We start from the raw sequence: 24218 nt of genomic DNA, 5'->3' as shown, positions 1-24218 counted from the left end.
CCACGAATTCCGCGGTTTCGCTGTGGTTTGAGCGTGCCTGCCGACCGCCCTCCCGGTCGTCCAGCGGGTGCAGTCTCTTCGGACTGCCGTCGCCGTGGCAGTTGACTGCTGCGCACGCGGCAGGCGGCGGGCATGTACCGCGGGTGCGGTAGCCGGCCGCCCGTCCGCGGGCGGGACTCGCTGCCGGCGATGTCCGGCTAGGGTGCGCGCATGGACACAGGGCGTTTTCGTGTCCCGGCCGGTGCCATGGACTGGGCGATTGCCGTCAGTGTGGCGGCACTGCTGCTGGGAACCGGGTTGTCCGGGCAGCACCCGGCCGGGGAGCGCGAGCTCTTCGGCGCCGTGCTGCTGGCGGCGGGCGGTCTGGCGCTGGTCGCCCGGCGCAGGGCTCCGATGGCCGTGCTGGCTGTCACAGGCCTGTGCGCGGTGGGGTACGAGGCGGCGGGTTTTGAGGTGCTCGCTGTCTCGTACCTGGTTGCGGTGTACGGCGCCGTGCGGGCCGGGTACCGTGCCCTGACGGTGACGGCATCCGTGTCTTTGCTCGTCGTCCTCCCTCTCACGGCGCTGGCCTTCCACGACGGGCCGGCGCGCGAGGCGTTCGCACAGGCCCGGAACGTGCTGGAACTCGCCTGGCTGATTGCCGCCTTTGCCGCCGGGGAGGCGCTGCGGCAGGCCGAGCGGCGGGCAGACGATGCCGAGCGCACCCGAGAGGAGACCGCTCGGCGCCGCGCCGACGAGGAGCGCCTGCACATCGCGCGGGAGCTGCACGATTCCCTCACCCACCAGATTTCGATCATCAAGGTGCAGTCCGAGGTCGCCGTCCACGTGGCCCACAGGCGCGGCGAGCAGGTGCCCGAGACACTGCTGGCGATCCAGACGGCCGGACGGGAGGCAACCCGGGAGCTGCGCGCGACTCTGGAGGCCCTGCGCGACGACGACACGACTCCGCCGCAGAGTCTCGAGCACGTACCGGAACTGGTAGAGCGCGCCCGTTCGATGGGCCTGGACGCGACGCTGACGATCCAAGGGCAACGGCACGACGTGCCGGCCGCGGTGGGCCGGACCGCCTATCGCATCGTCCAGGAAGCGCTGACGAACACCGCCCGGCACGCCTGTGCCACCACCGCGACGGTCCGGATCGAATACCGGCCCGACGCGCTGTCCATCCAGGTGGACGACGACGGCAAGGCCGCCCCCGGTGACGTCCCCGCTCCCGGCATCGGGCTGCTCGGCATGCGCGAACGCGTCACCGCCCTAGGCGGCCGGCTGCGCGCGCAGCCGCGCACCGAGCACGGTTTCACCGTCCAGGCCGAACTCCCTGTGGAACGAGCATCATGATCCGTGTCCTGCTGGTCGACGACCAGCCGCTCATCCGTAGCGGCTTCCGCGCGCTGCTCGACCTCGAGGACGACATCGAGGTGGTGGCCGAAGCCGCCGATGGCGAAGAGGGTTTGATGCTCGTCAAGGAGCACCTGCCCCACGTCGCGCTCATTGACATCCAGATGCCGGTCATGGACGGCATCGAGGCGACCCGGCGCATCGCCGCGGACCCGGCCCTGGCAGGGGTGCACGTCGTCATGCTGACCAACTACGGCATGGACGAGTACGTCTTCGACGCGCTGCGCGCCGGTGCCGCCGGGTTCCTGGTCAAGGACATCGTGCCGGAGGATCTCCTGCACGCCGTACGGGTAGCCGCCCGCGGCGACGCTCTGCTCGCCCCGTCCATCACCCGCAAGCTGATCCACCGGTACGTCACCCAGCCGCTCCCTATCACCAGTACTGCACTGGAGGAGCTGACCACGCGCGAACGCGAAGCGGTCGCCCTGGCCGCACAGGGCCTGTCCAACGACCAGATCGCCGACCACATGGTGATCAGCCCGATGACCGCGAAAACCCACATCAACCGGGCCATGACCAAACTCCACACCCGCGACCGGGCCCAACTCGTCGTCCTCGCCTACGAATCCGGTCTGGTCGCCCCGCGCAACCGCTGACAGCCGGGCAGCTGTTGCGCGGGGAGGGTCAGGTGACCGGCCAGCCGGCCAGCGCGGCCACGATCCCGAGCGCACCTGTTCCCAGCAGGGCGGTCACCACGCCCGCGTCAGTCCCAGCAGCCAGACCGCCGCTGCCGCCAGCACACCGAACTGCCAGCCGTGGTGCAGCACGAGGGCGAGAGGGATCGCAGATCCGGCGATCGCACCGATCACAGCAGGGCCGGCACCGGTGAAGAATCCCTGTACCGACGCACTGCTGCGCAGCCGATCGAACCGGGACCCGCCCAGGATCGCCAGCAGGAACGACGGTGCGAAGTCCGCCACGGCGGCGAGCAGCCCGCCGACGCGCCCGGCTGCGGCGTAACCGACCACGGCCACCGTCTGTACCACGGCCCAGGGGTGATCTGACCGAGGGCGACCGCGTTGAGGAACTTCCCGTCGCTCATCCAGTGATACCGGTCCAATGCGTCCGCCTGCATCAGCGGGATGATCACGAAGCCGCCGCCGTACGACAGCGCCCCGACCTTGAACGCCGCCCAGGCCAGCGCCCCCAGCCCCCTGCCGCTGGGGCCGCGTAGCCGACCCACCTTGCTCGTGCCGCGCGTCGATCGCCGGCCCGCTTCCAGCTGGCCGGCACCAGAGCTCCCGCCGCCTGCACCGCGGCCGCCACCGCGGCCCCTGGTCCGGCGGCCACCCCGAGCACCCACAGCGGCGGATCCCCGGTCAGGAACAGTGCAGCCAGAGCCAGGATCAGAACCAGCCCTGGCACGATGAAACACACCCCGCCGACCAGCGCGCCCAGCCTGCCGCGCAGCCGCCACGCGTGCCTCTTCCTCACCCGCTGGCTGGGGCCTACTGAACGAGTTCCCAGTCCTGTGATCCGCCGGTGGCTGCCGTCTGCAGGGTGAGCGGCGCCCCGTCGGACGCGCCGGTCAGATACAGGCTCGTGTTCTTGACCGACTGCAGTTTGTAGAACCCGTCGTCGGTCTTGATGAGCTTCCAGCTGCCGGTGGCGCTGTTGTCGACCCACTGGCCGATCCGCTGGCCGGGCGTGGCGTTGCCCGTCCAGATGGCTGCCGCGCGGCCACCCGACTTGTTCAGCAGGGTCTTGCCGCCGTTCGGTTCGGTCACGACGTGCCAGTACTGGGTGTCCACGTTCGCCGCCGAGCCGGGGTCCTCCAGGCGGACGTCAGGGACGTCCCCGTTGCCGATGTTGGCATCGTTGGTCTTGTTGGTGGTGCCGATCACCTGGTCGGTGTTCCGGTTCGCCAGCTGGTAGTAGGCGCCGTCCGAGTGGCCGAGGTCGACCTCGGCGAACTTGAGTGTCGAGGTGCCCTGGTTGTTGAGTATGGAAATGCGGCCGGTGCCCTCAACGTACTGAAGGTTGCGGCTGTAGCCGGCCTGTGAGGTCGTCTGGTACTCCGTCCACACGCCGTCGCTGCGTCCGGTCTCGTTGACCCAGACGTTGCCGCTGCCGGCGGCGTTGTAGACCAGGCGGCCGCCGGGAAGCTTGATGATGACCGGACTACCGCCTCTCGCGAGCGGACGGGAGCCGGCGGCGACCGGCAGGGAGGCGATGTCCGTGCCGGTGGCGGACCCTCGGTAGAAGTCCAGGGGGTTGTCGGCGATCACGTACCTGGTGTTGGCTCCGCCGCCCCAGTACTCGAAGGGGAGCATCCACTTGCCGTCAGTCGTCCGGACGACGTTCGTCATACCAGGGCGCCCGCCTCCGATCTCCGTCTTGCCACCGCCCATGTCCTGGGTCAATCCCGCCAGATCGACGACGGGGTTGCTCCAGTTCGCGCTGCGGCCGTCCCAGGTCTTGTGGACGAGGATCTGGCCGAGGGAGTCCTTGGCGGTGCCGTTCGCGGGGTCCGGTTTCGGGACGCCGGTGTTGGGGCCGAAGCTGAGGTAGTCGTTCTCGTCGGAGTAGTAGCAGACGAGTTTGCCCTTGTAGACCATCAGGTACGGCTCCCAGAGGGGGTCCGCCTGCTTGTTCGTGTTCGCGTCGGCGATGTTCTGTCCGAGGGCGCCCGCGCTGCCGCCCTGCCAGCCGCCGGTCGCGACGATGTTGAGGATGTTCCACGTCGCACCTTCGTCGGTGCTGGAGTACAGGGCGATCGCCAGGTCCTTGCGGTCTCCGTCGTTGGACGGCGTCCAGTTGGGGTCGGCCGCCTTGTGCTCCCTGTAGTACTGGTCGTCGCCCGACACGATGCTCGCCAGGAGCAGGGTGCCCTGCTTGAGGTTCCCGACATCCTGCGGAAGCGTGTAGAGGTACGGGTTGGTCCAGTTGCTGGTGTACTTCGCGTACTTGGCGTCGCTGGAGATGTACGCAGGTGCCTTCACCTCGGACAGTGGCTGCCACGTCGTTCCGTGGTCGTCGCTCTTGTGGACCGGCAGGGTCTGTCTGTCGGCGCTTCCGGTCTCCGGCACGACGGTGGACTTCTCGAAGGACGCGATCAGACGTCCGCTCTCCAGCTGTGCCGACTTCGGGTAGACCGCGCAGTTGCCCCGCCCTTTCAGACACGGCTCACTGCCGAGCTGGTACAGGGTTCCGCCCGTCGGGTCGTACGCCTGCGCGCTCGTCAGGGTGATCGCCAGCAGCCCTGACGCCGCGGTGAAGCTTCCGAGTATGAGTCCGAGCCTTCTTCTCTTCATGGCTTCTCCTTCTGGGGGGGAACACGGTGCTTGACCGCTGCGGACGGATCAGGAACGGTCGTCTGCGGGGATCGAGGTGATGTCGGCGTCGGCGTAGACGAGCACGCGGACGTCCCACACGCCGAGGTCCAGTGCCGTGCCCGCGGGAACGGACGTGCCGCTCAACGCGTCGGTGAGGTCGACGGGGGCCTGCACGCGGGCTGGGTTCCAGCTCCAGTTGTGGACGATGTGGACGCGGCGTCCGTCGGGGGAGGTTCCGGTTGTCGCGGTGACGGAGGCGGGGAGGTCCGGCCACCCGCTGCGGGGGCCGGTGCCATCCAGGAGGCCAGTGCCCGGGCGAGGTCACGGCCGGGGACCGTGCCGACGTAGGTGACCCGGCCGGCGCCGTGCGGGCGTGTGGTGACCGTCGGCCAGCGGCCGAAGTGCGGGTGGTCGTAGGTGACGAGCACCTCCGCCCCGGTGACGGTGAGGCCGTCGGCCCAGCGCGTCGCCGTCGCGGTCGGCTGCAGGTTCAACGGGCTGTCGGGCGCTGTCCGCACCGGGATGTCCTGGCGGAGGTTGCTGAACTCGTCGTAGTGGACACCCGCGGCCTCGGTGAGGCGTCCGGGGGCCGGCTCGGTGCGGGCGCGGGCCTCGTGGTCGGCGTAGCCGGTGCGCGGGCCGAGGACGAGGTGGCCTCCGGCGTGGGCGTAAGCGGCCAGCCAGTCGAGGGTGGTGTCAGCGGCGATGTACAGGGCCGGGACGACGAGAACAGGGTGGCGGCGGACGGCCTCTTGCGGAGTCAGCTCCTCCCGCTGTCCGCTTGGGTCGTGCAGTTGGCGGGCATGGACGATGCGGACCTGGCGGCCCGCGTCGAAGGCGCCGCGGTAGAAGGGGTCGAAGATGCGGTGGTAGGAGGCCGCGTCCGGTTCGCCGTCGGGCTTGGCGAGCGGCGGGTACTTCTGCATCAGCCACTTGCTGGACGTCGAGTACACCATGGTGATGTCGGCGTCCGGTTCGAGCCCCGCGACCAGCGGACCTGCCGCTTCGAACTCCGCGCCGAGGCGGGCGAGCTCGGCGTACGTACGGCCCGGGCGGCCGGTGTGCGGGAGGACACCGCCCCAGTAGGTCTCGGCGCCGAAGTGCAGCGTGTTCCAGTGCCAGTACTCGATCATCCGGGCCCCGCGCCCGACGAGCGCCCACGCGGCCTGGCGCCACTGGCCGTCGTAGGCGGGCCGGTTGTCCCAGGGGAAGCCGATGGAGCCGGCGTTCGTCTCGGTGACCAGGAAGGGTTCCTGCCGGGAGGAGAACATCCAGTCGGCGGTCTGCTGGAGCGCCCATACCCCGGTGGTCTTCCAGATCTGCTCGTGGTCGTCCGGCGTGGGATCGGGCAGCAGGAGCCCGTCCTGCATCGCGTAGTACGGGTTGCCGGAGGCGATGTCGAGGCGGCCGGTCAGCTCGTCGTCCTCCACGCCCTGGCGGGTGTAGGAGATACAGGTGGTGACGAACTGCTCGGGGCCGGCGTACTCGCGCACGATCTCGGCCTGCCAGCCGATGAACTCGGTGACCTGGCGGGCCTGGAACTCCCGCCAGGCGACGTCGTACTGCGGTTGCGCGTTGCCGTCCGGCGTCCACAGGTCGGCCCAGGTCGACAGGCGGTGGGACCAATAGACCAGGCCCCACTCGCGGTTGAGGGTCTCGACATCGCCGTACTTGTCGCGCAGATGGTCCACGAAGCGCTGGAAGACGCCGTGGTTGTGGAAGAGGTGCAGGCCGGGTTCGTTGTCGACCTGGAAGCCGATGACCGCCGGGTGGTCGGCGTATCTGGCCACGACCTTGCGGATGATGCGCTCGGCGTGGAAGCGGAAGGCGGGGTGGGTGAAGTCGACTTCCTGGCGGGCGCCCCAGCCGATGCGCTCGCCGGTGCGTTGCTCGCCGGTGATCTCCGGGTACTGGCGGGCCAGCCACGGCGGTACGGCGTACGTCGGGGTCCCGAGGACGACGGAGATGCCGCGCTCATGGGCGCCGTCGAGCACGGGCTGGAGCCAGTCGAGGTCGAAGACGTCGTTCTCCGGCTCCCATGTCGACCACACCGACTCGCCGACCCTGATGACGGTGACGTGCGCGTCGGCCATCAGGTCGAGGTCGGTCTTGAGGCGTTCGTCGGGCCGTTCCGGGCCATGAGAGGGGTGGTACTCGTGGTAGTACGCGGCGCCGAACAGGACGCGGGCAGGCAGAGCCGCCATGAAGGGAAACCTCCGCGGGGAGAAGGGGGGCGTGGTACGAGGGCGCTGAGTTCCCTACTGCTTGACGCCGCCGGTGGCCAGGCCGCTCTGCCAGAACCGCTGGAGCATCAGGAAGGCCACGACGAGCGGGACGATCGAGATCAACGAGCCGGTCACCACCAGCGCGAGCATGTCGCTGCTGGCACCCGCGCCGCCGTTCTGCGCCTGGGCCGCCCAGGAGGCCAGACCCACGGTGATCGGGTACAGGTCCGGGTCGTTGAGCATGATCAGCGGCAGGAAGTAGTTGTTCCAGGTCGCCACGAGGGTGAACAGCAGGACGGTCACCAGACCCGGGCCCAGCAGCCGCAGCGCGATCCGGAAGAAGATCCGGACCTCACCGGCGCCGTCGATGCGTGCGGCCTCCAAGATGCTGTCGGGGACCGCGCCCTCGGCGTATACGCGCATCAGGTAGAGGCCGAACGGGTTGACGAGAGAGGGCAGGATGATCGCCCAGGGGTGTTGGCCAGGCCGGCCTGCGCGAAGAGCAGATAGGTCGGGATGGCCAGGGCGGTGGTCGGGACCATGACCGCGCCGAGAACCAAGTTGAACGCTGTCCGGTCCCCGCGGAAGCGGAATTTGGCGAAGCCGTATCCGGCGGCCGTCGCGAGCAGGGCGGCGCCGACGGCGCTGACAACGGCGTAGATCACCGTGTTCAGCAGCCAGTTCACGAAGACCCCGTCGTCCTGGGTGAAGGTCGCCTTGATGTTCGTCAGCAGCTGAGGGGCGTCGGAGAACCACAGACCGAAGCTGTTGAACAGGTCCTCGGTGCTCTTCGTCGAGGCGATCAGCAGCCAGAAGAGCGGGAGGAGGAAGTAGGCCAGGGCGGCCAGCATGGCGATCGTCAGCGGGGTGCTGCGGCGCCTCGACGACGGCCGGTGTCCTACGCGGGGTGGGAGCAGTCGACGCTTCGCCGAGGGGGTGGCGGTCGCCGGGGGGACTGCGGTGGTGGTCACGGAGTCCTCCTGCGATTCGCGGTCAGCAGCACGCCGTAGGAGGCGATCACGATGACGAGGCCGAGGAGGAAGGACACCGTGGCCGCGTAGTTGACCTGCTGGCCGGTGAAGGCGAGGGAGTAGGCGTAGAGGTTGGCGGTGTAGGAGCTGCTGATGACGTCCGGGGCGATCTTCATCAGCAGGTTCGGCTCGTTGAACAGCTGGAAGCTGCCGATCACCGAGAACAACAGGGTGAGAAGGAGCGCGGGCCGGAGAGCAGGCAGTTTGACCGACCAGGCGATCCGCCAGGCGCCCGCCCCGTCCATCGCGGCGGCCTCGTACAGCTCCTGGGGGATCGTGCGCAGCGCGGCGTACAGGATGATCATGTTGTACCCGACGAACTCCCAGGTCACGATGTTGGCGAGGCTGCCGACCATCCAGCCCTGGCTGAGGAAGTTCGGAGCCGGCAGGTCCAGGTTCCGGCTCAGCTGGGCGAACGGGCCGAAGTCCGGCCCGTACAGATAGCCCCACATGAGCGCCGCGACCACGCTCGGCACGGCGTACGGGACGAAGATGCCCAGCCGGATGACGCGCGCGAGGCGCAGGAGGCCGCTGTCGAGGGCGAGGGCGAACAGCAGGGCCAGCAGCAGCATCACGGGGACCTGGACGACGAAGAACAGCGCGACGCGTCCGACGCCGGCGAGGAACTGGGAGTCGCCGAAGGCCTGCATGTAGTTGTCGAGACCGACGAAGGCCGTGCCGCCGATCAGGCGCGTCTGGAAGAGGCTGAGGTAGGCGGCGTAGCAGAGCGGGGCGAGGAAGAGCAGCAGGAACAGGACCATGAACGGGGCGACGAACAGTGGCCCCGCCGACCGGTGACGGCGCGTGCCGCTGGACCGAGGGCGGCCTTTGACAGGGGCCGGGGTGGCGGTGGCCATCTCAGCTCCCCTTGACGGTGAAGCCCTGGTTCTTGGCGTACGTGGTGAGCCGTGACTGCCAGCTGCCGAGGGCACGGACGGTGTCGGTCTGGTCGGCGAGGGACTTGCCGACGGTCTCGGTCCAGTCGGTGGCCGCCTGGTCGAGGAACGGGGGCCACTGGAAAGAGGAGTTGACCGTCGAGCTGATGTCGGCGAAGAGCTGGTTGACCTTCTGGCCGCCGTAGAAGGAGGGGGCGTCCGAAACGAAATCCTGGTCCGTGAGCAGCGCCTTGGTCGCAGGGAAGAAGAACTGCTCGGTGGCGAACATCTTCGCGCTGGCCGGGTCGCTGTTGAGGAACTGCGCGAACATCGCCGCCGCGATGGGGTTCTTCGTCGAGCGGATGACCGCGGTGGTCGAGCCGCCCCAGTTGCCCGAGCTGGGCTTGGCGGCGTCCCACTGCGGCAGCGGGGCCGCCCGCCACTTGCCCGCCGTGGCCTTCGCCGAGCCGGAGAGGAATACCGGGCCCCAGGCGGCGGTGAGCCAGGTGGCGTACTTGCCCTTGTTGAGTGCGGCGTACCAGGCGTCCGTGAAGTCCGGCTCGGTACCGATGACGCCCTCCTTGGCGAGGCTGCCCCAGTACTCGCCGAGCCTCCTGGAGATCGGGGCGTCGACGCTGATGGCGATCTCGCTCCCACCGGAGGTGACGTACGGCTTGGCGCCGGCCTGCCACTGCAGACCGTGCCAGGCGGCGGGCTGGTTGGCGGCGAGGTTGGTGAGATAGACGTCAGGGTCGGCCTTGTGCAGCTTGCGCGCCGCCGCAGCGAACTCCTCCCATGTGCCCGGCACTTCGATGCCGTGCTTGTCGAAGATGTCCTTGCGGTACAGCATGCCCATCGGGCCGGTGTCCTGCGGGATCGCCCAGACCTCGCCGTCGATGCCGCTGACCTGGCCCCACGTCCAATCGACGAACCTCTCCTTCAACTCGGCGGCACCATATGGCCGAAGGTCCAGCAGACTGTCGGTGATCGTGAAGGTGGGGATGGCCTGGTACTCGATCTGCACCATGTCCGGGGCGCCGCTGCCCGCCTTCAACGCCGTACGCAGCTTGGTGTACTGCGGCGTGCCCTGGCCGGCGTTGACGACCTTGACCTTGACGGCCGGGTACTTCTTCTCGAAGAGCGCGATCTCCTTGGCGATGTTCGGGACCCAGGTCCAGAACGTCAGCTCGGTCGGGCGTCTTCATCGCCTTGTCGATGCCGGCCTGGCTGACCGGCTCGGCGGAGCCGGAGGAACCGCCTGAGTCACCGCCACCGCAGGCCGTGAGGGCGGCGCCCAGCGACAGGGCTCCCGTCGTGGTGAGGAACAGCCGACGGCTCATCGGCGAAGGGCTGGATGTGAACGTGCTTGTGGGCATGGTGAACTCCCGCCGGTTGCGAGGATGACGGCACGCCTGGCGAGGGCATGCGGGTGTGGTGGAGGAAAGGCACGGACGCGACGACCGGGGGATCGAACGCCGACGCGGTCGGATGTGCGTCTTGGTGGACTGGACCCGGTGTACGTGCCGCCTCATACGGAGGTGCAGGGGCAGCCGGGGCGAGCGGTGGGATGGAGGAGACAAAGGGGGAGGGAGGAGCGTGCGGAGAACGGTGTGCTGAAAAACCGCTCAGGGCCCGCTGCGTTCAGGGGTGTTCCTGTGTCGCCCGTGCCAGGGGATCGCCCCGGAGGTGCGTGGGCGGGGCCGGTGCAGCGGCTCGCTCAGGGGCCCGCCCGTGCTGATTTGCCGCTCTCCGTGCTGACGGTGTTGTTCAGCGGTGGGTGGAGGGACCTCCGTCCGAGAGCGGCGGACTGGACGTGCCTCCCTGGGAACGGGAGGCGGTGCGCCGTACGCGAGCCGGGGGCTTCCGGCTCGGCGGTGGCGCGGTCGAGGTGCGGATGATGAGGTCTATCGGTGGGGCGCTGGACGGCAGGGGGGCCGCGTCCGGGTTTTCTATGGCGTGCACCAGTCGCTTGAGTCCTTCCTGCGCCACGGTGTCGAACGGTTGTCGCACCGTAGTGAGGGGAGGAGTGACGTAGGCGGCGACCGGAATGTCGTCGAAGCCCACGACACTGACGTCCTCCGGTACGCGCCGCCCGGCCTCTGCCAGCGCGCGGATCAGGCCGATCGCCATGTCGTCGTTGGCGGCGAAGACAGCCGTGACGTCACGCGCCTCGGCCAGTTCACGTCCGGCCCGGTATCCGGATCCGGCCGACCAGTCGCCTTCGACGACCGGGGGGACATCCCTGCCGTGCGCGGTCAGCGTCGCCCGCCATCCCTCCAGGCGGTCGCGGGCGGCGTACCATCGCTGCGGCCCGGCGAGGTGATGGACCGTCGTATGTCCCAGGTCCAGCAGGTGTTCGGTGGCAGCGCGGGCCATCAGGTCGGCACCGCCCCCCGCCGCCAGCATCATGGGTGCACTGACCGGCGGTGGTGCACCGATAACGAGGACCGGCACCTCGACGCGAAGGGCCGCGTCTTCCCCGTCCCCCTCGTCGATCGGTTCGGACACGACGATGCCGTCGACGCCCTGGTCGAGGAGCGAGTTCACGGCGCCGGCGATGCCCGCCGGGTCGCCTTCCATCGTGTTGACCACGCGGAGCGCGTAGCCGGTGTCCCGGACGACTCGCTCGACGCCCATCAGCAGCGTGGCGGGTCCGTACAGGGCCGTGCCGAGCGTCACCACGCCGATCGAGCGGGTACGCCCGGAAGCCAACGCCCGGGCGGCGTTGTTGCGCCGATAGCCGAGTTGCTCGGCGGCCTCCAGAACGCGCCGGCGGACGTCGGTGGAGACGTACTGCTCGTCGTTGAAGACGCGCGACACCGTCTTCTGCGAAACACCGGCCAGGCGGGCCACGTCCACGCTGCGCGGCGCACTGGAGCTCGTGCTCCGCCCCGTTCTTCGCGTCATAGTGCCTCCTCGGTGGCCGCACGAACGGACCCCATGGCGTCAGATGAGAATCACGTGACTACGCAGTCATGATGGCGATGTCATGTCTACGCAGTCATAAGGTCGGCGTCAAGAGTTCGAAACGTATCCGTAGTCGGATCACGGAACGGCTGGCCATACGCGGCCCCTGGCGAGGGTGAGGATTCCACCGGGCGCGGGCCTGCTCAAGCGGCTGCGGCAAAGGGCCCCCTCAGCCGGTGACCTGCCCGGAGCGTTCAGCCAGGTGTAGGTTCTCGCGGCCGGTGTCGGAGACCGCCCTCGTGACCTGCAGTTTCTTCCGCAGTCTCACGTCGTGGTGGACAACGGAATCTCAGCTTTGTGTCATTTCCCCGGCGGTCTGTCTTGATCGGAGCAGACCGCCGGGCTTGTGACCTGAGCTGTCGCGCGCCTTCCGAGTCGGCAGTGCGGGCGCGCGTCGACGCCGTCGGCGAGGGCCTGCCGACCTGGTCGCGGGCTGTCGGAGCGGAACCCGCGTGGATAAGTCTCCGGGTGTGTGACGTGCTCGATCGCGCCGTGTGGCCGATGAGCTTTCCCGAGTTCCGCTCCGGATGGGTGGGTCAGCGCAGTCCGGCGAAGAGATCGTTCTCGGGTACGGCCGCGCCGGTGGCGTCCTGGACACGTACGAAGGTCTCCATGCCCATCAACTCGCCGAACCTCTCCTTGCCCATCCTGAGGAAGAAGATGTTCTCGCCCTGACTGGCGTGCGCGGCCAGCGCGTCGAACTTCTGACCGCTGAACGCGGTGGTGTCCACCCACGTGGTGATCTCGTCGTCGGGGAGGCCGATCTCGGCCATCGCGGCGGCCTCGGCAGGATCCGGCTCCGGCATGTCCGGATGAAACTCGCGCATGATCTCGCCGAACCGCTGCATCCCCGAGCGGGGCATCGTGGTCCAGTACACCTTCGGTGTCAGCGCGGTCATCTCCAGCGCCGCCATCGTGATGCGGTGGGCTTGGATGTGATCCGGGTGGCCGTAGAAGCCGTTCTCGTCGTAGGTGACGACCACATCAGGTCGGTAGTGCCGTATGAGTTCCGCGAGTCGGGCCGCGCCCTCCTCCACGGGGGTCTGCCAGAAGGATCCCGGGGCGTCGTTGCTCGGCCAGCCCATCATCCCGGAGTCGGCATAGTCCAGCATCTCCAGATCGCTGACCTTCAGGACGTCACGGCTCGCCTCGAGTTCCTGACGGCGCATCAGGGCGACCGCCGCCGGATCGTGCCCGGGATCGCCCGGCTTGACACCCCCCGGTCCGTCACCGCAACCGCCGTCGGTACACGTCACGAGAACCGTGCGGATGCCCTCCGCCGCGTACCGCGCGAGGACCCCTCCGGTTCCGGTGGCCTCGTCGTCAGGGTGGGCGTGTACTGCCATGAGCGTCAAGGGCCGGTCAGTCATGAGTCCTCCTGCAGAAATACGTCTAGGTCCGAGTGCGGGCGTACCGCTCCTGGGGCCCGGATCCTGGTGGGGCAGACGACCCTCTGCTCTCCGTGTTCCCCGCCCGTGCGGCGCCGGTCCCTCAGTCGATGCAACCGCGCCGGCCGGACCGGCTGTTCCCGGCACGGCCGCTTGGCCATCCAGGCGGCGGCGTTTCAACGCGAACGAGCTACAAGCGCGACCTGCATTGTCCTGTCGCACTGCGTCTGGCGTGTGGTGGGCTGTCTCGTTCGTGATAGATGGAGGGAGCGCCGTCAAAAAACGCCAAAGGTATCCGTCGGAGATCGCCGTCTCCATGGTCTGCGATGTGGAAAGCCCCGAACCCGCCCTCGCAGCCTCGGATCTGCACGTGGTGATGCGCTGTGCGATGTGCACCGTTACCTGTACGCGGTACTTAGCTGCACTTTTAATGAAGAGCCGCCCCTCGCCCGCGATCAGGGCCCGCGCCTGCCTTCTGGGACCGCCGACGTACATCGTCCTCATGGGAGGCCGCGAAACGGTCCCCTCGGGCACGTCCGCGCCGAGCCGCCGCAGCACGGCTACGGCCTCCATCTGACGCCCCTGCCCGGCCAGCCAGTAGGGCGACTCGTACATCCAGGCCGGATCGCGAACACCTGTACGCCGGCGAGCGCGCTCGCGATCGCCACCACGTGTCGGCCGAGCCTGCCGAGGCGGTATTGAGCTTGCCGGGGCTGCGATGCTGCCCGGCAGCCCTGAACTGCAGCACACGGACTGGCTCGACGGCGCGGACGGGCCCGCTGCGGGGGCCCGTTTCATGATCGAACAGGCCAAGGGCCTCCTTGCGGAACGCTGGAACGCCGCCGTCGACGACGCTTTCGAGATGTTCAGGTCGTACGCCCGCGCCCGTCGCCTACGCCTGTCGGACTTCGCCACACGGATCATCTCGGGCGCCTTCGACACCGACGCCATCCCGGCGCCCGCGACGGCCCGGTCCGAGGACCGCCCCAGCTGACCGCCGAAGCCGCCCGGGCTATTCGCCGCGGGCCCGCGGGCCTCCCGCGGTGCTCGGGTCCGCCCGGTCGGTGCCGGTGTCGACGAGGATCTGTTCGGCCTGTGACACGCTACCGGCGCGCACGGCCTCGGCCATGGCCGCGCGCGCGGCATCGCGCGTCGCGTGCGGCGGGACGACCAGGAGGGAGAAGAGGTCCTGCTCGCCCCGGGTGATGAGTACGGTGTCGTCGCCGACCGGAGAGGGGTCGATGTGGACGACACGGTCGTCGATGGTCATCCGCGTCGGCAGCCCTTCCCAGGCGTCGGCGTCCAGGCCGACGCGGGTGACGGGCCCGATGTGCTCGGTCAGTGCGGTGATCAGGCCGGGAAGCTCGGCTGCGATGTCGCGGGAACGCGGCCACCATGCCCCGTCGAGCACTCTCTGCCGGTCGTGTGTCGTCTCCAGCCGTACGACAGCCGTCCCGGGTCGCACGGCCTGGTGGACGGCATCCGGCAGGAACCTGGGCACATGCGGGGAGCCGGAGTCGGACATGGCACTCGCCTGCCTGCCGGGGATGAGGGAACCGAGTGGCTTCCTCGTTTCACGGTACTCCCCGCCCGGCGGCGAGGTACTCCCCGCCCGGCGGCGGCCGGGGAGCCCGCCGGGCACCCGAGGGGGCTGCGGGACACGCCGGAGTAGAGTGAGGAATCCGGCCCGTCTCATACCGGGACATCGAACTCCGAGGTCGCCATGGAGTCCACGAAAGCACCCTCGGACGGGCATGCCGAGGTACGCATCGTTGCCGCCTCCCCCGAGGCCGCCCGTCGGGTCGCGGAGGCCCTCCGCTGTTGCTTCGCCGCCACCGAGCAGCGCAGCTATCCTGCGGGCGCCGACGGAGGAACCCGTCTCGACCTCACCGTGGACACGGCCCGGGTGGCAGAACCCGCGCGGTCGTGGCTGGAGACCAGCCGGTCTGCGGAGGGTGGCGGCGGGCGGAAGTGAGTCGGGACCGGGGAACGGTCCATCCGGACCTTTCGCGGAGTAGCGTGAAGTCATCGGGAGCACTTCGCGCACCGGCCCCGATGCCGGTGCCGTTCCCGGCGAGTGACGACACCGGGCGCCCGTGCTCAGGCAAGGCTCCGGAGACAGGTTTGCGCGATGCCCGCGACCGCCTCCTCTCATCCCCCGCTACGGGCCGTTCCCTTCAGGGCCCCGACCGCGCGCCTCGCGCTGAAATCCGAGAGCCCTTCCGACAGGCCCGCCAAGTTGGACGGTGCCTGGTGGCCTCGTTCACGTGACCTGCCGGTCGAGCTATCCGCCCTGGCGGACGTGCTGGATCCGCTGTGGGGCCGGATCACCCGTCTGGCGGTCAACCCCCGCCACTGGCCGATCCTCCCGCCCAGGATCTTCGTCAACGGCCATGTGGTGAAGGTCGGTTGGTTCACCTCGGAGCTGGATCCGCACGCGATCCTGCTGCTGTCCCGCACCGCGGGCCGCCGTGACCTCCTAGTCGTCCCTCCGGAGACCGCCGCCACCTCGGCCGCCCGGCTGATGGCCGCCGTGAGTGAGGAGACGGGCCCGCCGATCACCGCGACCGCGCTCATGACGGCAGAAGGGGCACGCCACGAAAACCAGGAGGCCGGGAAGGACAGGGTCGGCGATGCCTCCTTGTACGGCCGGATTCAGCAGAGCGCCGTGGGGATGTGACCGCCGTGGTCACTGCCCTGGCCGTCGGTACTTTGCTGATCCTGGTCGTTGCCGCGTCACGCCTGGTCCAGCGGCTTGAGGCGCAGCACCCGTCACGTACCACCGGCTCGTCCGGGCGGTACGTGACGGGTCGCGTCACGCCTGACCGTCCGCCGCGGCCGCCATGAGCGGTTCCGCGGCCTCCTCCGTCGTATTCGGTGGCACGACCAGCAGATCCCAGCGCCCCTGGCCGGGCGCGAGCAGGACGATCGTGTGCGCGGCGGATGCCGTGAGGGTCCTGTGCAGCCTTACGACCTGGTTGGAGACGAGCATCCGGCCGGGCACCGCGGACCATGTCGCCCCGTTGACCGTCACGCTGGTGACATGGCCCCACGCACGCGGCAACCCGGCGAGCAGCCGGGGAGTTCGGCGAGCAGGTCGTACGAACGGGGCCACCACGCTCCATCGATGGGGCGGGGCATGCCGCTGTGAGGTGCCAGGCGCAGGCGCAGGAGGGGATGGGGAAGCGGGGGTTGTAGTGCGGTGGTCATGAGAGCTCCTGCCAACTGCCGTACATGGACGAATGGTTGATGTGTCAGACGCGGCGGGCGGCGACGCGGGCCGGGCTCGGCCGGCGCACGTCGTGCACCCAGCCGAGGAGAAGGCGGATGACGGCGGCCGGCGGGTCGAGCGGCCGCGGTCGCGGCCGTGGCGGGCGCTGGTGGGGTCGGCGTGGTGGAGGTTGTGGCGGCCCTCGTCGAACGCGAGCAGGGCGAGGGGCCGCTGGTTGGTGGCCCGGTCGTGGCGCCCGGTGCGGAACGGGCGCTCTCCGGTCGTGTGGCACAGCAAGTTCACGTTCCGGGTGACGCGGTGGAGCAGCGCGATGCGGACAAGTCCCGCCCACAGTGGGACGGTGTCCGACGGTGTGACTGTCGTGGACGTGGATGTGGTCGGACTGAGCGGTATACGTGGCTCCTCGGCCTGGATGCGGATGGCGCGGCCGGGCTCACGGGTTGCCCTGCGAGGGCGGGTGGCGTGCTGCGGAAGGAAGGTGGGCCGGTGGCCCCGAACACGGGCGACGGTCCGGGGGCGGGGCCGTTCCCAGTTCCGGCATACGGAATATCCTTGTCCTCTCCACCGTACTCCCGCCCGTGTCACAACCGTGTCTGTTCGGAAGCGGCATCACGTTCACACGGGCCGACACCGGACGTTGACCGGCTGCACGACTGAGGGGCATGCCGCTTCGCAAGTCCGGCACGGCTCACAGGAAAGCGGCACTGGATCATGTACGGCAGGATCCGGCACCGCTGTTCCCGTCGGACGAGCGGGACAAGATCGCCCAGTGTCTCGGGGCTCTACGGACGAGCCGGATTCGAATTACTCCGCAAGGCGCCCGCCGCGCGGCGGCTCGGGACAGCGGTCGGAGGACGACTGAACACCGGATGCCCCGCCGCTACGGCCGCGACGCCGCCCGGGTCTCCTCATGGGCGTGCGGGTACTTTGCGGTGCGGTGCTGGAAGGCGAGCACCTTGGGGTTTTGGACGACGCCACGGCGGATCTCGATGGCGCGCCGGATCGTGTCGTCGGCGTCCCAGCCGTCGGGGCCCTGGAGCACGACGTCCAGGTACGGCAGGAGGGCCTCGCTGTTCTCCCAGGTCGCGGAGTTCCACAGGTAGGAGGGGCTGTGATCCACTCCGTAGTACCTGACGTGGTCGCCGATGGTGAACATCGGGTCGGTGAAGGTGGTGGGCCGGGCCCAGTCGAAGCCCATGCCCTCGTCGCAGGAGACGTCGATGACCAGGGTGCCGGGAGCCAGCTTGGGCAGGTCCTCGTCTATCAGGAACATCAGCGGCGCATCGGTGTCCTGCAGCACGCAGTTGACGATGATGTTGTGCCCGGCGAGGAACTCGGCCAGCGGCAGCGGGCCGTCCTCGGTGAGGGCGACACTGCGTCGCGGGTCGAGGGTGTCGTCGGCTTTGTCGTGGTCGAAGTGGACCATCCGCGCGGAGTGGATGGGAGAGCTGACGGCGGTGACGCCACGCGCGGTGAGCACGTCGACGTCGTGCACGCCCAGGCCGCTGAGCGCGGTCACCGCGCCGCGGGCGGTCGCGCCGAAGCCGATCACGACGGCACGCTGCCGCCGCCCGTAGTCGCCTGTCACGCCGGTCAGCTGCATGGCATGCAGGACCGAGGAGTACCCGGCCAGCTCGTTGTTCTTGTGGAAGACGTGCAGGTTGAAGGCGCCGCTGCGGGTCCAGTGGTTCATCGCTTCGAAGGCGATCAAAGTCAGCCGCCGGTCGATGGCGGTCTGGGTGAGCCTCTCGTCCTGGACACAGTGCGGCCAGCCCCACAGGACCTGACCCTCGCGCAGTTCCGCCAGGTCTTCGTGGAGTGGTTTGGCCAGCAGGATGACATCGCAGTCGGCGATGAGTTCCTCGCGCGTGCGAAAGCCCGCGACGAGCGGGGCGAGCTGGCTGTCTGGGACGCCGAAATGCTCTCCGTAGTTTTCCTGGAGGTAGATGCGCTCGCGGAGACTGGCGTCGATGCGGTCGAAATGAGCGGGGTGAACGGGCAGACGATGCTCGTTTTCCTTGCGGGTCTGCGACATGATTCCGAGCGTGAGCTGCTGCAAAATGCCCCTTTGGTTGCTCCCTGTTTAGCACACCGGGGCAGTCCGGCAGCCGGTCGCGAGGGGCCGGGGCGGCCAGGGGAGGGCGCACGAGCGGGAGCCGGGTCCGGGCGACATACTGGAAGGGGCCGCGACCGGCGCGGACCGGGCCGCCCACAAATGGTGCAAACGCCACAGTCTCGGCGAGGAGCGGCCGTGCTGTCATCCGGCGGGCAGGACAGCCTAGAAGCGGGCCCGCCCCGACCGGTGGCGGATGGCCGGCCCGGAACACAACATGCGCATGCTGCTGAACGAGCGCCGCCTCTACCACACCACACAGAACCGCGTCTGGCTGGAGATCGTGCAGATCGCTCGCGACCTGCCGGCCTGGATGCCCATGTTCGCCCTGAGGGGCAAGGCGGTCCGCCTCTGGGAACCCCGCCGCCCGCGACTACGCCTGTTCACCACGGCCGGCCGACGCCGCATCCTCCGCCTCGCCGACCAGGTGCCCTGGACCCGCGAGATCACCAGCGCCCTGGAATAACTCGCACTCCTACCGAACCCTGGCTGAACGGCAGATTCACCTGCCCCTACGACAGGATGACCCAGCCCGGAGCAGTGGAACCCGGCACCACCCGACGCGACAGCCGGGCCCTCAACTCGCACACACCAAGAACCCCACCCGAGCAAACCGAAAGGCCCGCCGAAAAGCTGACGGTCCCTCACGAAAGATCGAGGCCAGAGCTCACCTTCCGCACTCTCAGGTCCAAGCCGTCCCCAGCAGCTCGACGCGATGCGAAGTCGTTCGGGCGCTCACACCGAGCATGCCGAAGATGAGATCACGGCCCATCGTCGCGCCCACCAGCGTATTGACCGGGCCGAACGAGGCCGCCATCGGTGTGACCGCGGCTCCGGCCGTGGCCTTTGCCTGTTGGCGTGACGCGATGAAGGCCGGGACATCGGCGGGCCGGATCAGCGGGCCACTCGACCCTACTCGGAGGCCGCAGCCTCCCGTGATCATCGACGCTCCGCGCTCAAGACAGGCTTGAGCGCACAGTTCCGGCAGTGATGCAGGACGGTCGGCCGCGACAACGAGGAACCCATCTTCGCGCAGGTACGGCACCAACGCGTCGCTGGTCGTGATGGTTTCCATGACAGCGGTCGGCTCCGCTTCAGGGAGGCGCTCACGCACCCACTCGCGGGCCACATCGACCTTTGCCCGTCCGACGTCACAACGCCGGTAGAGGTATTGGCGGTTCAGGTTCTCCAGCGCGACCCGGTCGCCGTCCACGAGCGTGAGCCCGCCCACGCCCGCACCCACGATCTCAGCCAGCACCGCGCCGCCGATGCCGCCGACGCCGAGAACGGTCACGTGCGCAGCGCGCAGCCGATCCTGTGCCGCGCCGGCATCAAGACCCAAGGCCGCGAAGTACTCGACCTGGTTCCTCCAGGCGGACGAGTGCCACGAACGGTCGAACGGTGCGACTACGAGGCGACGCCGAAGAAGCGTACGCACGATGGCGTCCACTTTGCTTCCGCTCGGCGCTGGGAGGCCGGCCGGCTCGTCGGAGACCGCTTTGAGCCATGCGAACATCGATTCAGGGCAGCGTCGGACCAGCAGTACCTCGTCGGAGAAAACGCGCAGCTCGTCGCCGTCGCGGGACCAGGTCGCCGCGGGCGAGAGAACGTAGCGGTCGCTTCCGTCAGCCATCCCTGGCCTTCCTTCGTAGCGAGATCACCGTTGGGGCAGATCATGAAGAATCGGCGTTCCAGGTGAACCGTGGGAAGCGCACGGCGCCCATCGGTGGCCAGGGCCGACCTGCCAGTGCCTCGCGCTGCAGCCAGTGGCCTCGCAGACGCAGGAGCGGCAGGACCGGACACTGCTCGCGGACCGCTCGACGCAGCTCGTCGTACGCCGCATCGTCGTCCGGGACTTCGGACAGCCGGTGCAGCAGCGGCGCGAGCACGGGGTCACGGCGCGCCGGGTCGAGCAGGTCCAGAGCACAGATCGGATCCTCGAAGAGCGGGCCCCGCAACGCGAGGAGCACGTCGCAGGACTGCGCCGAGCCCGAGACGAAGTCGGCGGGTGCCAGCTCGACCTCGACACCGAGGTTCTCGGTCAGCTGGGCCGCGACTTCTTCGGCCACCTCCCGGTTGGGGTAGTAGTCCCAGTACCCCAGGCGCAGCCGTACGCCGGAGCCGACGGTGCTGGGCGGTGCCTCGACGTGGCGGTCGGGCGCTGCCGACTCCGCACCGTTCCAGCACCGTGCGACAAGTCGGTCGTAGCGAATCGCGCCGAGGAGCCGGCGACGGAACTCCGCGTCGCCCACCGCCGACGGGCTGTCGGGGTTGATCTCCAGACGCATCTCGATCGCGGTCGGTGCCGTGTGGAACACCTGGCTGTCCGCGAAGTCCGGGACGCGGTCGAGCGGAAACGCCGTCGCGCACGTCACATCGACCTCGCCCCGCCGGAACCTCTCCGGGGCGTCGTGCGGATCGCGGCGGACGAGCACCCGCACAGGCGGCGTGCCGGCCTTGACGGGTTCGAGCCAGTACTCGTCATCGGCGGTGCGCACGGCACGCTCGTACGTGCCGGAGGACAGTTGCCCGCACGACGAGATGGGAGCGAGATCGACGCTCCGCAGCAGGCTGGGAAGGTGCGGCGCCTGGCGGCGGAGCTCGATGACGAGCGCATCCTTCGATGTGCGGACCGCGCGGATGTCGCGCAGGAACCGCTGGAGCGACGGAACCGTGAGCGCTATCTTGACCGCCCGGGCGTGATCGCGCGCACGCACCGGGCTCCCGTCGGAGAAGGACGCGCCCTGCTGGACGCGGTAGTGCTGGCTCAGCCCGTCGTCCGCGACCCACATGAGATCGAGCCGGCTGCGTTGGCTCGCCGCGGCGAACCAGCGGCTCAGGTAGTCGCCTCCCGTGGGCCCGTGCCATCGAATCGGGTCGTCGTCCACCTCGACAATGACGGGGCGCGTTACGTTCACGTGGTCACGAGGGGGCTGTCGGCCACCGGAGGAGTCCGTCCGGGGGCATCCGGCGAGGCGTCGATCTGCCCACACAGCCCTGCCACCGCCGTCGCGACCTCGCGCAGCCGCCCAGGGGCGATGTTCGCGAGGAGAGCTTCGCGTTCTTCCCGCCCGCGCGGCATGAGGGCCTTGAACACCTTGGCCTGCGCCGGCGTCAGGCGGAGAGTCGACACCTCTGCCTCACTTGCGCGATACACGACCACGACCGTCGGACGGCTCAGCTCCGGCTTCCAGGTGATTTCGCGCGGGTCGGAAATCATCGTGACGACGTCGACATCGAAGTCCGCGATCAGGAAATGCGGCTTTTCCTCCACGGTGGCGGGCCGCCGGTATACGTTGACGAGCTCTTCCTCGACCTCGTCCCCCCGGAACTCCGCAAGCATCGAGTCGTATGCGAACAGCGCCCCGGCGGCCTGCGCATGCACGCCCTCCATGTGCGCCAGAATCTCAGCGAGCGCTTCCTCGATGGGCATTGCAGCCCGTTCGAGAAGTCCGTCGATGAATTCAACGTACGTGTGTCCCGCACCCTGCTTGAGGAATCGCAGCAGGTGGTAATAGCGGCGCGTGAAGTACCGCGAAAGGCGCAACACGTCCTGGTAGTAGTCGTAGTCCCGATTCCCGCTGCGAATGAAGCTGAATCCGGTGAAGGTCGCCAGATCGTCCTTGATGAGCGCGCGGACGTCCGACGGGAGGAAGGTGCCCATGGCGTCGAGTCCGCTTTCGAGCGGTTCGAGTTCAGCCCGGTACTCATCCGTGATCTCAGCGCCGGGAAGCGGCTGGAGCACACTGAGGTCACTGTTGACGGCACCGTAGGCGATCGCGTCGAAGACGACCTCCAGCGCCTTCTCGAGGTCGTCGGCGCTTTCGTCCGGGTATCCCACGATCGTGTTCGTCTCGAACTGGATGCCGACTTCGTGGGCGGACCGGAAGAACTCGTAGGTCCGCTTCGTCGAGGGCATCTTCAGCATGGCTTTGAGGATCTTCTCCGACCCCGCGTCCGTGCCGCAGAAGATGTTGAAGCATCCCGCGTCGGCCATGCGCCGCAGAAGGGACGGGTTGACATTGTCCGGTCGGACCGCGCAGCCCCACTCGAACATGTCGTTGTGCTCGGAGAAGTAGGACACGAACTCGTCAAGATACGTGCGCTTGTTGGCGAAGTTGTCGTGCAGGAAGTTGAACTGGGTCACCCCGTACGTGCGGTGCAGGAAGCGAAGCTCATCGAGGATGACCGCGGGATCCTTGATCCGGAAGTCGCGGTCCCAGAACGTCGACGTCATGCAGAACTTGCACGAGTAGGTGCACCCGGAGCCGATGTGTACGTCGAAGATGTGCGGGGTCGACAGCCGGATGTAGTCGCCCATCGGGACGGCGTCATACGCGGGCATCGGCACGAGGTTCAGGTTCGTGGTCGGCTGGGGCCCGCTGGACACGGCCTGGCCGTTCTTGCACGACCAGAAGCCGTGTACCCCGGCGGGATCGGCCCCGTCGGCAATGGCATCCGCGAGGGCGGTGATCGCGAGCTCTCCCTCGCCGCGGCACACGAAGTCGACGCAGTCGGCGAAGCGCGGGAGGGCATCGGGGAAGACACCGAACGTCCCGGGTCCACCGAGAACCAGCGTGACATCGGGCCGGAGCCGCTTGACCTCACGCCCGATGAGAAGGCATGCCGGGAGGGTGTCCGCGAGACACGTGAGGCCGAGAATGTCGGGATCGTCGGCGAGGAAGCGAGCGCAGGTCTGGTCGAGCCAGTCAGCATCACTGGGCTCGAAGGCACCGATCCGGTGCTCGTACTCCAGGTCGACGACAACGGCGGGATGACCGTGCGCCATCAGTGGTGAGGCAATGCAGAGCAGTCCGAGAGGAACGAAGAACGGAGAATTGACATCGGAATTGATCAGGGGCCGGCCGAGCGTCACGCGAGCATGCCGCGTGGACGATCGAACCGACACCTGGCCCTCCCCAGCAAACGAGAGGGCCAGTCGCTTCTGAGTCGGCATCAGGTGCGATCAGCAGCGCCGCGCAACGATGGCACCCAAAGTAGCCGATGACAGGGCGATCAACTCGACGTCATCGTCAAGGTCAAGACCTTCCTCGTCGGTGAAGAGCACCATGTCCGGTTCCGCCTCATCCATCACGGTCACCGAACGCTCCGTCACTGCCTGCGCCATTTTTTACCCCTCTTTACCTTGAGTGGTTCCAACATCCTTATCTCATACAGTCTTTGGCGTCTCGTCAATGGGCAGTGCAGACGTTTCCCGGTGCCACGCCTGGTCCCTGATGCATCGGCCGTTGTGCGGCTGTGATGTTGCCAGGAATGAGGAAGTGCCCTGTGGCCTGCGACGATGGGAGTTCTTCAGTCTTCCGGCATGCAAGATCGCGAGGGCACTTCCAAGATGCGATCTCCCCACGCCGCGGGGAGCCGTCGCGGCGCGGTTCGATGATCCGAATCTGATCGCGTACGGGCAGCGGCGGCCTTGCTGGTGGGGACCTCTCCCTGAGTGGCGGACGCGGTCGATTCCGCTTCTCCCGCAGTTGTCAGCACAGCAGGTCGTGAAGTCCTGTTCGGTGCCCTCTTCATGCCAGTGGGGGAGTGGTACTTCACTGTTCCGGTGGGGGGCGTTTCGTGGGGCAGGAACTGCCGACGGCCCGTGCGGTTCCGGCGCATCGCGCACGTGCCCCGATGTCCGCTGACCGACGGATGCCAGGCCTTTCCCGCCCCTTGTAGGGCTTGATCGAATCTGGGTAGGCTGCTGC

15 protein-coding genes and 7 pseudogenes are annotated in these 24218 nt (G+C 68.5%); 6 read left to right on the top strand and 16 right to left on the bottom strand.

Annotated features, from left to right (window positions below; genetic code table 11):
• The first annotated feature begins 210 nt into the window (after positions 1 to 210).
• Entirely contained in the window at positions 211 to 1338 is a 1128-nt protein-coding gene (locus OHO27_RS01350; protein WP_328419477.1) for a sensor histidine kinase, read from the top strand.
• Positions 1335 to 1994, top strand: coding sequence for a response regulator transcription factor (locus tag OHO27_RS01345; RefSeq protein ID WP_328419475.1), 660 nt, complete (start codon positions 1335 to 1337; stop codon positions 1992 to 1994). The genes OHO27_RS01350 and OHO27_RS01345 overlap by 4 nt, the downstream gene beginning before the upstream one ends.
• A 93-nt stretch (positions 1995 to 2087) precedes the next feature.
• Here OHO27_RS01345 and OHO27_RS01340 read toward each other — a convergent pair.
• The 8 genes and pseudogenes from OHO27_RS01340 to OHO27_RS01305 all read right to left on the bottom strand — a co-directional run bounded on the left by OHO27_RS01340 (position 2088) and on the right by OHO27_RS01305 (position 13141).
• Positions 2088 to 2488, bottom strand: a pseudogene (locus OHO27_RS01340) (chromate transporter).
• A gap of 358 nt (positions 2489 to 2846) precedes the next feature.
• Positions 2847 to 4652 (bottom strand): RICIN domain-containing protein, encoded by a 1806-nt coding sequence (locus tag OHO27_RS01335; protein ID WP_328419473.1) that lies wholly within the window; start codon positions 4650 to 4652, stop codon positions 2847 to 2849.
• 48 nt (positions 4653 to 4700) lie between these two features.
• Positions 4701 to 6877, bottom strand: a pseudogene (locus tag OHO27_RS01330) (beta-galactosidase).
• Between the two features lie 54 nt (positions 6878 to 6931).
• A pseudogene (locus tag OHO27_RS01325) lies at positions 6932 to 7869 on the bottom strand (carbohydrate ABC transporter permease).
• Positions 7866 to 8786, bottom strand: coding sequence for a carbohydrate ABC transporter permease (locus OHO27_RS01320; protein WP_328419471.1), 921 nt, complete (start codon positions 8784 to 8786; stop codon positions 7866 to 7868). The pseudogene OHO27_RS01325 and the gene OHO27_RS01320 overlap by 4 nt, the downstream one beginning before the upstream one ends.
• 1 nt (position 8787) lies before the next feature.
• Positions 8788 to 10180, bottom strand: a pseudogene (locus OHO27_RS01315) (ABC transporter substrate-binding protein).
• A 391-nt stretch (positions 10181 to 10571) separates the two neighbouring features.
• Complete coding sequence (locus OHO27_RS01310) at positions 10572 to 11711, bottom strand: LacI family DNA-binding transcriptional regulator (protein WP_328419469.1); 1140 nt, start codon at positions 11709 to 11711, stop codon at positions 10572 to 10574.
• A gap of 596 nt (positions 11712 to 12307) precedes the next feature.
• Positions 12308 to 13141 (bottom strand): PIG-L family deacetylase, encoded by an 834-nt coding sequence (locus tag OHO27_RS01305; protein ID WP_328419467.1) that lies wholly within the window; start codon positions 13139 to 13141, stop codon positions 12308 to 12310.
• Between the two features lie 736 nt (positions 13142 to 13877).
• On the opposite strand from OHO27_RS01305, the gene OHO27_RS01300 reads away from it, so the two are divergent.
• Entirely contained in the window at positions 13878 to 14153 is a 276-nt protein-coding gene (locus OHO27_RS01300) for an ANTAR domain-containing protein (protein ID WP_328419465.1), read from the top strand.
• 18 nt (positions 14154 to 14171) lie between these two features.
• Here the strand turns inward: OHO27_RS01300 and OHO27_RS01295 are convergent, their stop codons facing one another.
• Positions 14172 to 14684, bottom strand: coding sequence for a DUF5994 family protein (locus OHO27_RS01295; RefSeq protein WP_328419463.1), 513 nt, complete (start codon positions 14682 to 14684; stop codon positions 14172 to 14174).
• A 198-nt stretch (positions 14685 to 14882) separates the two neighbouring features.
• On the opposite strand from OHO27_RS01295, the gene OHO27_RS01290 reads away from it, so the two are divergent.
• Positions 14883 to 15134, top strand: a complete 252-nt coding sequence (locus OHO27_RS01290; protein WP_328419461.1) for a hypothetical protein — start codon at positions 14883 to 14885, stop codon at positions 15132 to 15134.
• A gap of 156 nt (positions 15135 to 15290) precedes the next feature.
• Complete coding sequence (locus OHO27_RS01285; protein ID WP_328419459.1) at positions 15291 to 15839, top strand: DUF5994 family protein; 549 nt, start codon at positions 15291 to 15293, stop codon at positions 15837 to 15839.
• 135 nt (positions 15840 to 15974) lie between these two features.
• On the opposite strand, the pseudogene OHO27_RS01280 reads toward OHO27_RS01285, so the two are convergent.
• The 3 genes and pseudogenes from OHO27_RS01280 to OHO27_RS01270 form a co-directional block, all read right to left on the bottom strand.
• Positions 15975 to 16300: pseudogene (locus OHO27_RS01280) on the bottom strand (DUF5994 family protein).
• Between the two features lie 113 nt (positions 16301 to 16413).
• Positions 16414 to 16733: pseudogene (locus tag OHO27_RS01275) on the bottom strand (acyl-CoA desaturase); the annotation flags it as partial.
• Positions 16734 to 17271: 538 nt separating this feature from the next.
• Positions 17272 to 18450, bottom strand: a complete 1179-nt coding sequence (locus OHO27_RS01270; RefSeq protein WP_328419457.1) for a N(5)-(carboxyethyl)ornithine synthase — start codon at positions 18448 to 18450, stop codon at positions 17272 to 17274.
• Positions 18451 to 18748: 298 nt separating this feature from the next.
• Here OHO27_RS01270 and OHO27_RS01265 point away from each other — a divergent pair.
• Positions 18749 to 18970 (top strand): annotated as a pseudogene (locus OHO27_RS01265) (IS1380 family transposase); the annotation flags it as partial.
• A gap of 216 nt (positions 18971 to 19186) precedes the next feature.
• On the opposite strand, the gene OHO27_RS01260 reads toward OHO27_RS01265, so the two are convergent.
• The 4 genes from OHO27_RS01260 to OHO27_RS01245 are packed head-to-tail and all read right to left on the bottom strand — an operon-like array spanning position 19187 to position 23632.
• Positions 19187 to 20137, bottom strand: coding sequence for a ThiF family adenylyltransferase (locus tag OHO27_RS01260; RefSeq protein WP_328419455.1), 951 nt, complete (start codon positions 20135 to 20137; stop codon positions 19187 to 19189).
• Between the two features lie 40 nt (positions 20138 to 20177).
• A complete protein-coding gene (locus OHO27_RS01255; protein WP_328419453.1) occupies positions 20178 to 21422 on the bottom strand; it encodes a hypothetical protein in 1245 nt (414 codons plus the stop codon).
• Positions 21419 to 23461 (bottom strand): B12-binding domain-containing radical SAM protein, encoded by a 2043-nt coding sequence (locus tag OHO27_RS01250; protein ID WP_328419451.1) that lies wholly within the window; start codon positions 23459 to 23461, stop codon positions 21419 to 21421. The genes OHO27_RS01255 and OHO27_RS01250 overlap by 4 nt, the downstream gene beginning before the upstream one ends.
• Positions 23462 to 23470: 9 nt before the next feature.
• Positions 23471 to 23632: a hypothetical protein gene (locus OHO27_RS01245; RefSeq protein WP_328419449.1), complete on the bottom strand. Its 162-nt coding sequence runs from the start codon at positions 23630 to 23632 to the stop codon at positions 23471 to 23473.
• Between the last annotated feature and the right edge of the window lie 586 nt (positions 23633 to 24218).

Source organism: Streptomyces sp. NBC_00443 (genome assembly GCF_036014175.1).
Taxonomy (GTDB): domain Bacteria; phylum Actinomycetota; class Actinomycetes; order Streptomycetales; family Streptomycetaceae; genus Streptomyces.
This window is presented reverse-complemented; position numbering and strand designations above follow the sequence as displayed.